The 10349-nt window shown below is 59.8% G+C and carries 13 protein-coding genes, 1 other RNA gene and 1 pseudogene; 9 read left to right on the top strand and 6 right to left on the bottom strand.

The annotated features are described in order from the left end of the window. Positions 1 to 174: 174 nt before the first annotated feature. On the top strand, positions 175 to 930 hold the full coding sequence (locus AD928_RS01635) for a fasciclin domain-containing protein (RefSeq protein ID WP_062247709.1): 756 nt from the start codon (positions 175 to 177) through the stop codon (positions 928 to 930). Continuing rightward, the gene (locus AD928_RS14685) at positions 927 to 1100 is read left to right on the top strand and encodes a hypothetical protein (protein ID WP_156470050.1); all 174 of its coding nucleotides are present in this window, start codon (positions 927 to 929) and stop codon (positions 1098 to 1100) included. Before AD928_RS01635 ends, AD928_RS14685 begins: the two co-directional genes overlap by 4 nt. A 63-nt stretch (positions 1101 to 1163) precedes the next feature. Here AD928_RS14685 and AD928_RS01630 read toward each other — a convergent pair whose 3' ends face one another. From AD928_RS01630 to AD928_RS01615, 4 genes are all read right to left on the bottom strand, one after another. Next, the gene (locus AD928_RS01630; RefSeq protein ID WP_062247707.1) at positions 1164 to 1607 is read right to left on the bottom strand and encodes a DUF2501 domain-containing protein; all 444 of its coding nucleotides are present in this window, start codon (positions 1605 to 1607) and stop codon (positions 1164 to 1166) included. Between the two features lie 121 nt (positions 1608 to 1728). Then, complete coding sequence (locus tag AD928_RS01625) at positions 1729 to 2355, bottom strand: thiamine phosphate synthase (protein ID WP_233419889.1); 627 nt, start codon at positions 2353 to 2355, stop codon at positions 1729 to 1731. 11 nt (positions 2356 to 2366) lie between these two features. Continuing rightward, on the bottom strand, positions 2367 to 3281 hold the full coding sequence (locus tag AD928_RS01620) for a class I fructose-bisphosphate aldolase (protein ID WP_043551308.1): 915 nt from the start codon (positions 3279 to 3281) through the stop codon (positions 2367 to 2369). 52 nt (positions 3282 to 3333) lie between these two features. Continuing rightward, on the bottom strand, positions 3334 to 3804 hold the full coding sequence (locus AD928_RS01615; protein ID WP_156470049.1) for a hypothetical protein: 471 nt from the start codon (positions 3802 to 3804) through the stop codon (positions 3334 to 3336). 87 nt (positions 3805 to 3891) lie between these two features. On the opposite strand from AD928_RS01615, the gene AD928_RS01610 reads away from it, so the two are divergent. The 5 genes and pseudogenes from AD928_RS01610 to AD928_RS01590 all read left to right on the top strand — a co-directional run bounded on the left by AD928_RS01610 (position 3892) and on the right by AD928_RS01590 (position 6050). After that, on the top strand, positions 3892 to 4131 hold the full coding sequence (locus AD928_RS01610) for a hypothetical protein (protein WP_156470048.1): 240 nt from the start codon (positions 3892 to 3894) through the stop codon (positions 4129 to 4131). A gap of 2 nt (positions 4132 to 4133) precedes the next feature. Then, positions 4134 to 4325: pseudogene (locus AD928_RS15140) on the top strand (cell division protein ZapA); the annotation flags it as partial. A gap of 156 nt (positions 4326 to 4481) precedes the next feature. Continuing rightward, a non-coding RNA gene (gene ssrS, locus AD928_RS01600) (6S RNA) lies at positions 4482 to 4636 on the top strand. Then, the gene (locus AD928_RS01595; protein WP_062247701.1) at positions 4623 to 5210 is read left to right on the top strand and encodes a 5-formyltetrahydrofolate cyclo-ligase; all 588 of its coding nucleotides are present in this window, start codon (positions 4623 to 4625) and stop codon (positions 5208 to 5210) included. Before ssrS ends, AD928_RS01595 begins: the two co-directional genes overlap by 14 nt. Before the next feature lie 24 nt (positions 5211 to 5234). Beyond that, positions 5235 to 6050, top strand: a complete 816-nt coding sequence (locus tag AD928_RS01590; protein WP_062247699.1) for a TIGR00282 family metallophosphoesterase — start codon at positions 5235 to 5237, stop codon at positions 6048 to 6050. Between the two features lie 64 nt (positions 6051 to 6114). On the opposite strand, the gene AD928_RS01585 is transcribed toward AD928_RS01590, so the two are convergent. Continuing rightward, on the bottom strand, positions 6115 to 6987 hold the full coding sequence (locus tag AD928_RS01585) for a TIGR01459 family HAD-type hydrolase (protein WP_082779681.1): 873 nt from the start codon (positions 6985 to 6987) through the stop codon (positions 6115 to 6117). Position 6988: 1 nt separating this feature from the next. Next, positions 6989 to 8062 (bottom strand): quinone-dependent dihydroorotate dehydrogenase, encoded by a 1074-nt coding sequence (locus AD928_RS01580; protein ID WP_061490983.1) that lies wholly within the window; start codon positions 8060 to 8062, stop codon positions 6989 to 6991. Positions 8063 to 8231: 169 nt separating this feature from the next. Between AD928_RS01580 and AD928_RS01575 the strand changes: the two genes are divergently transcribed. Together AD928_RS01575 and dinB are read left to right on the top strand one after the other, a co-directional pair. Then, positions 8232 to 8873 (top strand): hypothetical protein, encoded by a 642-nt coding sequence (locus AD928_RS01575; RefSeq protein ID WP_062247697.1) that lies wholly within the window; start codon positions 8232 to 8234, stop codon positions 8871 to 8873. 211 nt (positions 8874 to 9084) lie between these two features. Further along, the gene (dinB, locus tag AD928_RS01570) at positions 9085 to 10170 is read left to right on the top strand and encodes a DNA polymerase IV (RefSeq protein ID WP_062247695.1); all 1086 of its coding nucleotides are present in this window, start codon (positions 9085 to 9087) and stop codon (positions 10168 to 10170) included. Positions 10171 to 10349: the final 179 nt, after the last annotated feature.

The raw sequence follows: 10349 nt of genomic DNA, 5'->3' as shown, positions 1-10349 counted from the left end.
GCCCCGGATGGGGTGGCGGCGGCTGGGGTGGCACAGGCACAGCCTATACCTATACCTGCCAGACCAATTTTGAGCTGGTAAACGGAGTTGTCTCCGCCTGGACAATGCGGGGAGACGGATGCTGACCATGCCCGGCGCAGTCTGCCACACGACTCCACTTGGACTTTTCAGGGCATGATTTTTTGGGAGACGCCCATGTGGCATCGCTGCGCACAGGCACGCACACCGTTAAAACCGACTCTTCTGGCTCCAGCCTTTCTTGCTCTGACGGCTCTGGCCGGGTGCCAGAGTCAGGCGCGGCAGGACCCTTACGTTACGCCGACCTCCACCTGTTCCTACATGCTCCCCACCGTCTCCGGTGCGCGGACCTACGCCCCGGGCAAGACAGCGGCTGAAAATCAGAAGGGTATTCCGGACAGCGCCCTTGCGTATGCGGACCCGGAAAGCCCGGCCTTTTGTGACCGCCCGCTTTCCGACACGCTCCCCACCGCCATTGAGATGGCCGATTATGTGCATGGCCTGAACACCACCGGGCTGTTCGCCACCCTGCAGCAAAGCGGGCCCTATACCGTGTTCGGCATCCCGAACACGGTGCTGGAGACTTATCAGACTCCGGCTGGCAGCAAGCTGACCGCACCGGAAAACGCCACCCTTCTGCGCGATATTCTGGCCTATTCCATTGTGAAGGGGGAATGGTCGGTCGATCAGCTGCGCGTTGCCGCTCAGGCCTCTCCCACCCACTCTGTTGGCCTGCCAACGCTGAGTGGCCGCATTCTGTCTGCATGGATTGATCAGCCAACCGGCCAGATTATTCTGGGCAATGGCGCAGGCATGACGTCCCGCCTGTGGGTTACGGGCATCCCGCAGTCCAACGGCAGGCTGTATTTCACGCAGTCCCTGCTCCTGCCCCCTCGAACGATCCGCCTGTGACCATCGCCAAACGCGCCACACAGGCCGTGCGGGCAGACACCCCCAAAGGCATCCCGGCCCCCGTTGCGGTCACCCCGGCTGTACCTCAGCCCATCCCCGGCCATCGGGCCACGGGAGGAGCAAATACACTGGCTACCCCGCCAGTGCTCCAGAACAGCACAACACGCTAAGCACAAAAAAAGCCTGCCAGTTTTTCAACCGGCAGGCTTTTTTAAAGGCGCAAACTCAGCTGATTACAGCAGAGACTGCGTCTTGCTCAGAACCATATTGCACAGCTTGGTCTTCAGCTGACCTTTGAGGTTGGCCAGAGAGAACATCTGGTTATCACCCGTCTGCAGCAGACCCTGCTGACCAGCGCTATAGCCGCTGGAAGAGGTCACACCCTGCTGCTGCGTCAGGTTGTTCAGAAGAGAACTGGCAGAGCTTGCATTCGCGCCGGAGAGCACGTTGTTCTGCACGCAGTAGCCTAGAACACCGGTCAGGTTGCTGGTGCTGGCGGAAGACAGGCTGGGAAGCATGTTGCCCACCATGCCAGTGGCACTGCTTTTAGCGCTGCTGGTGGCGGCGGAAAGAGCGTTCTGCCCAATGCTGCCAAAGCTCTGCGCCTGTGCGGCTGAAGCTGCACCTGTCAGGCCAGCGACGGCAACCAGCGCCAGAAGAGTTTTCTTGTTCATCATGGGACTACCCTTTTCGAAACGTCCTCAGCCTGTATGCGGCCATAAAGGCCGGTCTTCAAGCCGAAGATCAGGGTGCAGACATGGCAGAAGGACATGGCTGAACTATGGCCAGCCGCCGCTGTCAGCCCGAAAAGGTCCAGAGAGACGGATTTTCCCAAAATGCAGGCCCGGGCAGGATGAAGTCCGCACCCACCTGCACAAAAGGTGCAACCTGAGCCGGGTCTTCAACCTCCACTACAGCGGGCAGTTCCATCACCAGACACCACCAGCGCACCAAGTCTGTCAGGCTTTCCGGGGCTTCCCCCTCCGCCGGCACTACCGGAATAGCGGTAGAAAAGCTGATATAATCTGCCCCGGCCTCACCCGCACGCATTGCGGCGTCCCGGCTTCCGCCAACGGCAACGCCCAGTTGCAAATCATCCCCAATCTGCTTGCGCACATCCTTGACGGAGGCCTCGGCAAATCCGGTGGACAGATGCACGCCATCACACCCGGCACGGGTAGCAAGGGCCGGTCGGTCTTCCAGCATCAGCGCAATGTCCTGCGCGTGAACAACAGACTGAACGGTCTGAATGTGTTTGATCAGCTCCGCATCTGACGCATCAGCCAGCCGGAGCAGAACGGCAGCGGGGGTATGCTGCTGCATCCCCCGTGCCAGATCTGGCAGAAAAGCCTCGACATCCCGCAGAACGGGGGTTGCGAGATAGACATCATACGCCGTCACCCCGGCCCCCTGTCCTGTCGTCACGTCTAACTGTTTCAGCTTTTGAAGATGGTGATGATCTGGTTGAGCAGATCCAGAGCTTCCGCTTTCGGACGCTGGAAGACGTTACGGCCGATGATGGAACCGAAGCCACCGCCTTCCTGAATGCCCTTAATGGTCGTCAGCAGGTTGTCCGTCCCGGCTTTTTCACCACCGGAGAAGATCACGATGCGGCGGCCGGCAAAGGTGGACTGCACCACGTGGCGGATACGGGCCGGCAGCGTGGAGATATCAATGTTGTTCTGCTCATAAACAGGCTTGTTGGCAGGCAGAGCAACCAGATCCGTCGGCGGCTTCACTTTGATGATGTGCGCGCCACACAGAGCGGCCATATGCGCGGCATAAGCACACACGTCCACAGCGGTTTCAGCCGGCTTGTCCAGCAGCGGGCCACGCGGGTAGCTCCACAGGATAACAGCCAGACCAGCAGCTTTGGCTTCCGCAGCCAGCTCACGGAATTCTTCCATCTGGTCGAAGCAGTATTCAGAGCCCGGATAGATGGTAAAGCCAATGCCTGCGCAGCCCAGACGCAGCGCATCAGCCACGGTGCCGGTCACGGCCTGATCTTTTTCCGTGGCGAGGCTGTTGGAGCTGTTGCACTTGAGGATCAGCGGGATTTCAGCCGCATATTTCGCTGCACCACATTCCAGCATGCCCAGCGGTGCTGCATAGCCGCTCAGGCCAGCTTCAATCGCCAGTTCAAAATGATAGTGGGGGTCATACGCTGCGGGGTTAGCAGCAAAGGAACGGGCCGGGCCATGCTCAAAGCCCTGATCCACCGGCAGGATGACCAGCTTACCCGTGCCACCAAGTTTACCTGCATTCAGGAAACGGGCGAGATTTGTTTTTGTACCGGGATTATCGCTCTCGTACTGATCAAGAATAGCCTTAACCTGGGGGGTAAGCGTCATTGGGAAATCCTTCCTCTTGGCTTTCATCCGGGCCTATATTTCCCGGAACCATTCACTGGCAATAACTGCGCATGAAATACGCGGCAAGATGCGTTTTTGCAGATAGCGGACCCGTAAGGTCAAATGATGGCGGACGGACTGAAAAAAGGTGCCCGCCACGTGTTTGATACAGAACGCGAACCGCGGCCATGCGTTCAGAATCGGTCTGTAAAATGACATTTTTCTGACCAAGCGTGCATGCCATGACCGCATGCCCCACGCTGCGGCCGCAATCCAGAGCATGAAAATACTGGCAGCCGCTTTCCTGTTCCAGCTGGCGGATGAGCGCCTGCCACCACGGCACACCCATAAACCCAGCCGCACCGGCGGCAGAAAGGAACCCGAAGGGGGCCATGAAAGTTTGCTGGGTAAGCACCCCTGCATTCTGCGCGGCATGACACACTGCCATACCGGTGGCGTAATCATGAAGTGTAAAGAAGCCGTAGGGCAGAAAAGAAGGCGATAAAATTGGATTGTTTTCCATGACCATGCTTGACGCCGCCGCGTTTGCGGGTGATTCCTTTTGAGAGAAGGGTAGACAAGAATGCAAGATCAGGGTCCCGGACCATCTTTGACAGAATTACACGACCCTGCCGCCTCCGGGCCGGCAGAAACACCCTCACCAGCAGAAATTGATCCGATTGACCGGCTGAACCGCGCCTTGCAGCGTATCTCCTTCGCTCTTGATAAAAGCCGTCAGGCAGAACAGCGCAAGAGCGTGGATACGCAGGAACTCGTCGCCAATGTTGATGTGCTGATCAGCCGCGTGCGCGACGCTCTGGCCCACGCGGACCGACCGGAAGATAAATAACCATGGCGCTTGTTTCAATTCGCATTAATGGCCACAGCTATTCCGTCGGGTGTGAAAACGGCGAGGAACGGCATGTTCAGGCCATGGCCCAGCAGGTTGAACGCCGCGTGCAGCGCGTGCGGGACCTCGGCTTTACCGGGGAAAGCCGTGTGCTGGTGCTGGCCGCCCTGTTCATGGCGGATGAAATTCAGGACCTCTCCAGCCAGCATGTGCCAGAGAGCACAACGCAGGCTGTGGAAGAGGCAGAACGCCTGCGCACAGAACAAATGCTGATGAACAGTCGCCTGACTGACATGGCAGAACATGCGGAAGCTATTGCAGCCAGCCTTGAGGACGCCTACATAGAAGAGGCGGAGCTGCCCGGTGCGTCAGGCGAGTCATTCCCTGGGCCGATAAGCACTTCCTAGGGAGCTGGCTCTGTTGTGGCCCTGGTCACATTATCCGGCGCCCACCTGTACAAGCAGGTCCTGGAGGTTGAAAGACCAACGGCCATGGCGGCTTCGCACTCTTCTTCTTTAGTTTCAGACCCACCGGCTATTGCCGAAGCCAAGCAAGCACAGCGCACACGCTGCCTCGCTGTGCTGAAAGACCGCCCTGCCGGGGTGGACACAACCCTTGCGGCCCGTCTGGCGGAAACATTGCTGGCCACACAGTGCGTACACATTGCCTGTGTCTGGCCCCTGCCGCACGAGATTGATCTCCGCCCCCTTTGCCATCAGCTCAGCACCGCCGGACGCCACGTGTTGCTGCCGGATACGCCCCCCCGCGGGCAACCGCTGACCTTCCGGCTCTGGACCCCCTCCACTCCCATGCTGCGCGGACGCTTTGGCACCCAGGTGCCCGACGGCCCGACTCTGACGCCCGACCTTGTGCTGGTCCCCCTGCTGGGGTTTGACCGCACCGGCAATCGGTTGGGATATGGGGGCGGTTATTATGACCGCACACTGGCATCCCTGCCCGATGTGCGCAGCATTGGCTACGCACTGGCTGCGCAGGAAGTGGACCAGCTTCCCACAGGTCCGTATGACCAACCCCTCTCCTGTCTGGTAACAGAACGGGAGACTCTGCATTTTGACTGACTGCAAACGAGGAAAGACGACGGCGTGAGAATTCTTTTTCTGGGTGATATTGTTGGCCGGTGTGGCCGTGAGGCCGTTCTGTCCCGCCTGCCAACATTACGGAAAACGCTCGCGCTGGATCTGGTGGTGGTAAACGCGGAAAACGCCAGCCACGGGTTTGGCCTCTCCCCCGCCATTGCGACGGACCTGTTTGAAGGCGGCGTGGATGTCATTACGCTGGGGAACCATAGCTGGGACCGGCGGGACATGATTGGCCATATTGGCTCCGCCCCGCGCATTATCCGCCCCATCAATTTCCCACCCGGCACACCGGGGAACGGCAGCGTGCAGGTTGAACTGGCAGATGGGCGCAAAGCACTGGTAGTCAACGCCATGGGTCGTCTGTTCATGGACCCGCTGGATGATCCCTTCCGCTGCATGAATGAACTGCTGAGCCGCCACCGTCTGGGTGTGACCACACAGGCCATCGTGGTCGATATCCATGCGGAAGCGACCAGCGAGAAATGGGCCTTTGGCAATGTGCTGGATGGCCGCGTCTCTCTGGTGGTGGGCACGCACACCCATACCCCCACGGCAGACCACCGGATTCTGCCTGCCGGAACCGCCTTCCAGACCGATGCGGGCATGTGCGGGGATTATGACAGCGTGATCGGCATGACCAAGGAACCGGCCATGGCTCGGTTTATCCGCAAGATGCCGGGCGAGCGCCTACAACCGGCGGAAGGTGACGCCACCATGTGCGGCATTATGGTGGAAACGGACGACGCCACAGGTCTCGCCCGCCGTATCGCCCCCATTCGGCAAGGTGGCCATCTGGCCCAGACTCTGCCTGATTTTTAAGCACTTTTACTCAGGCTGTCTGGCGAGAAAACCCCGCCAGACGCTTTAAACGCCCTCTAAGCGTTTACCAGACCAGACGCGGCAAAGAGGCAACCGGACGCAGGCCCGCGGCTTCAGCTTCTTCCGCCGCAAGCTCTGTATTGTCGCCAATCATCTCCTGATGAATGCCGCCCAGAATCCACGCACCAGCAATCCCGGCAACAGCGGCCCCGCGCATATCGGTGGCCAGGGCGTCACCAATCGCCAGAATGCGGTCCTGCGGCACATTCAGCATGGAAAACACGGGGGCATAAATGTCCTTGTACGGTTTACCAACCCACCGCACATTACCGCCTTCCTGCTCATAAAATGATGCCAGAACGCCCGCGCAGATCATCCGGCGGCCACCTTTGACCACAACCATGTCCGGGTTAGCGCACAGCATGGGCAGACCGCGTTCCAGCCCGGCCCGCAGTTCGGGCAGATACGGGTCCACCGAGTCCGCCCCGCGTTCCGCATCGGGCCCGGTATTGAGGATGAACTGCGCGTCTGCCGGGTCCGTCACCCGGTCCAGATCCAGCCCATCATACAGACCCAGATCATGCGTGCCGCCCACATGCAGGACGCGCCGCCCCAGACGGGCAAACCACGGATCATCCCGTTCCCGCAGCAGGCGACGCACTTCTTCCCCGCTGGTCATCACACCATCATGCAGGTCCCGGCTGATGCCAAACCCTTCAAGCTGGCCGCAGACGATTTCTGCCGGACGCGGGGCGTTAGAAAGCATGACCACGCGCTTGCCTGCCGCCCGCAAGGCTTCCAGACAGGCCACGGCACCCGGATAAGGCTGCACGCCGTCATGCACCGTGCCCCACAGGTCAATAATATAGCCGTCATACTGGTCTGCTACGGCAGACAGGCCCGTCAGAGTTTGCATCTCAGCCTGTGTTTTCGTCATCTTACAGGTCCGCTCCCCGGATATCGGCCAGCGTTTCCACGCCATCTGCCCGCATGCGGTCCAGCATTTCCTGCTTCAGGCGCGCGATAATGGCCGGACCTTCATATGAGAACGCCGCATAGAACTGCACGAGGTCCGCGCCCAGACGAATACGGTCCAGCACATCCGCACCGGATTCAATGCCGCCGCAGGAAATCAGTGCCATCCGGCCAGCAGAAGCCTCTGCCACCAGACGCAGCATTTCCGTCGCCCGCGTGCGCAGCGGACGACCAGACAGACCACCGCTTTCCGTTTTGTTGGGACTGAGCAGTGTGGCAGGTCGCGCCAGCGTCGTGTTGGTGACAATCAGCCCCTGCGCACCGCCGGCTATGGCGGCTTCCACAATCGGGCCAACCGCATCATTTTCCAGATCCGGCGCCAGCTTGACCAGCAAGGGCGGGCGTTCCGGATGGCGCTCCGCAATGGCATCCAGAATGCTGCGCAGACGTGCCGAATCCTGCAGGCCGCGCAGGCCCGGCGTGTTGGGGGAGGACACGTTCAGCACAATATAATTCACATACGGCTTAACCCGCGCCACCAGTGCAGGATAATCGCGCTCCGGGTCCGCACCCGTCTTGTTAATGCCGAGGTTTGCGCCAATCGGCACCCCGGCTCCGGCTCCCCGCCCAGAAGGTAACGGACGATGCAGCCGCGCCAGCCGGACAGCAAACCGATCAATCCCCTGATTGTTAAAGCCCATGCGGTTAATAACGGCGCGGTCTTCCGTCAGCCGGAACAGGCGCGGTTTGGGGTTGCCAGCCTGCGGACGCGGCGTGACTGTCCCCGCCTCCACAAACCCGAACCCCAGTTTGGCCAGCGGACGAATCACACGGGCATTTTTATCAAACCCGGCGGCAATCCCCAGCGGGTTTGAAAAGCGCATCCCCATGGTGCGCGTGGCCAGTGCCGGGTCATCCTTCGGGCGATTGACCGGCACGGATACACCCATTTGCAGGGCATCCAGCGCCAGTTCATGCGCGGTTTCAGGGTCCATCTTACGAAGGAGCGGAAGGGAGAGAGATGCAAGCAGAGACATGCTTCTGTACTGCCCCAAGCCGCCAGACAAGAAAAGGGAAAAAACCCACCCTGTTTGCGGCGGGAGGCAGCCCCCTGCATTTTTATCTTGCAAATGAGAATTGTTCTCATTTAAATCAAAACACCACCGCAAAAGAGGACCGAAGGGCTGCCCCCTTCAGGATGATGCCATGACACGCTCACCGGTTTACCTGACAGACCTTGCCTGCAGCGAACGGCTGACTATCTGGACCATTCGCCGCCTGGCCGGCACTGCCTCCTGCTGCTCGCATGCCCGCAACACCACGTCCACCAGCCTGTTTCTGCCGTGCTTTAGGCAGGATTTTCTGGCCGTGGCGCATGCATTTCATGAAACACTAGCCCAGATGGCCGCGCTGGAACTGCCCTCGCTGGATATCCGCTCCGGCAGCGCACTGGCCATTACCCCCACAGAATACTGTCTGCTGCTGGCCACGGAAGCCGCGCAGAACGAGCAGGACACCACTGTCCACGCCCTGCTCAAACCGCTGATGTCCTTCCCCAACCTGCTGGGACGCCTGACCAATGCCATCACCACACTGGGGGCCTGTCTGGCCGGGGCCGGATACTGGTTGTCTCACCACACGGGCTGGCCCGGTCCGGTTTCTGCCTCCGCTGGCCCGGCGCAACCTGATGGCAAACCCGTTGCCTCAGCGCGTAAACTTCCCACAACGGCCGCAGTCCTGTCCCTGACCCGCTGGCACGATTTTGATATTAGCTCCGCCCCCGTCAGCTGGCCGCAGGCACTACGGCGCACCTCCGCCGCCTCGGAAGCCGTCGCTGTGCCGCACTAAACCGCGCCCGGACAGAGCCGGCCGCCCGGCTGACCGGGGCACAAACCGATTGAGACACAGCCTTGAGGGGGAACACCTGCCTTTACGGTGCTCCCCCAAAACCGCTTTATCCCGCTCCATGTCGGGCGCAGCGTTTTGCTGTGGGCCGGGTCTTGCTTTTTTCACACCCCGGTTGCCCTGCTGCACATCAGATCATGCTATTCTGTGTGGAATGACTGAGCCTGTACGCCGGATTATTCACATCGACATGGACGCCTTTTATGCGTCCGTCGAACAGCGGGACGCGCCAGAACTGCGCGGGCGGCCTGTGGCCGTCGGGCGCAGTCAGGAACGTGGCGTGGTAGCCGCCGCCAGTTATGAAGCCCGAAAATTTGGGGTGCGTTCCGCCATGCCATCCCTCGTGGCACAACGGAAATGCCCGGAACTGATTTTCGTGCCGCCGCGCTTTGAGGTCTATCGCGCGGTTTCTGCCCAGATTCATGCGGTTTTTGCCCGCTATACGCCGCTTATTCAGCCGCTCTCGCTGGACGAAGCCTATCTGGATGTCACAGACCCGCTTCTGCCGCGTCCCTTTGCCACCGCCATTGCACAGGAAATTCGGGCTGCCATCCACGCAGAAACCGGTCTGACCGCATCAGCTGGCGTGTCTTATAACAAATTTCTGGCCAAACTCGCCTCAGACTATCGCAAACCCAATGGCCAGTTTGTCATCCCGCCCGGTGCGGGAGAGACTTTTGTGGCCGACCTGCCCGTCAGCAGTTTTCACGGAATCGGTCCGGCTACTGCTGCCCGCATGAACGCCTTGGGCATTTACACGGGCGCCGATCTGCGAACACAGAGTCTGGACATCCTCACCCGCCATTTTGGCAAAGCGGCGACGTTTTATTACGGCATTGCCCGCGGGGAAGACCCCCGCCCCGTGGAACCGCACCGCCCTCGCAAATCCATTGGGAAAGAAACAACCTATGAGCGGGATCTGCGCCGGGAAGAGGAACTCTACCCTGCACTCACCACTCTGGCGCAAAGCGTCTGGCACGCCTGCACAAAGCGGCATGCCTCCGGGCGCACCGTGACGCTAAAGCTCCGCTACGTAAACTTTCAGCAACTCACCCGCAGCCATTCCTTTACAGACCCGATTCCTTCCGCGACAGCACTGGAAGAGACAGGCCATTTCCTTCTGCGCCCGCTTCTGCCGCTCCCCCGGCCCGTGCGCCTGCTTGGCATAACGGTCTCATCCCTCACATCCACGGACGAACCACCAGCTACTGAACAGCTTTCTCTTCTATCTCAATTTTAAGTGCATATTTGAGAATAACGGAAATATAACTCTTTTATACTTGCGGCGTGTCGTCAGTTAAGGAGGATAATGAGTGAGGTGAACTGCACGTGGAGGGTTCGAAAAACCCCTTGGCACTGAGCTGTTCTGTGTGATTCCATTTCTTCGGCGTTAATTGGGGATGGTGGAAGATGAAGCAG

Source organism: Acetobacter cerevisiae, from assembly GCF_001580535.1.
GTDB classification, from domain to species: Bacteria; Pseudomonadota; Alphaproteobacteria; order Acetobacterales; family Acetobacteraceae; genus Acetobacter; species Acetobacter cerevisiae.
This window is presented reverse-complemented; position numbering and strand designations above follow the sequence as displayed.

Bases quoted from the DNA above. Each gene is read 5' to 3' on its own strand.
- AD928_RS01595 (WP_062247701.1), top strand. From the start codon at position 4,623: ATGGCGGCTTCGCACTCTTCTTCTTTAGTTTCAGACCCACCGGCTATT.
- AD928_RS01615 (WP_156470049.1), bottom strand. From the start codon at position 3,804: ATGGAAAACAATCCAATTTTATCGCCTTCTTTTCTGCCCTACGGCTTC.
- AD928_RS01635 (WP_062247709.1), top strand. From the start codon at position 175: ATGATTTTTTGGGAGACGCCCATGTGGCATCGCTGCGCACAGGCACGC.
- AD928_RS01585 (WP_082779681.1), bottom strand. From the start codon at position 6,987: ATGACGAAAACACAGGCTGAGATGCAAACTCTGACGGGCCTGTCTGCC.
- AD928_RS01630 (WP_062247707.1), bottom strand. From the start codon at position 1,607: ATGATGAACAAGAAAACTCTTCTGGCGCTGGTTGCCGTCGCTGGCCTG.
- dinB (WP_062247695.1), top strand. From the start codon at position 9,085: ATGACTGAGCCTGTACGCCGGATTATTCACATCGACATGGACGCCTTT.
- AD928_RS01620 (WP_043551308.1), bottom strand. From the start codon at position 3,281: ATGACGCTTACCCCCCAGGTTAAGGCTATTCTTGATCAGTACGAGAGC.
- AD928_RS01580 (WP_061490983.1), bottom strand. From the start codon at position 8,062: ATGTCTCTGCTTGCATCTCTCTCCCTTCCGCTCCTTCGTAAGATGGAC.
- AD928_RS01575 (WP_062247697.1), top strand. From the start codon at position 8,232: ATGACACGCTCACCGGTTTACCTGACAGACCTTGCCTGCAGCGAACGG.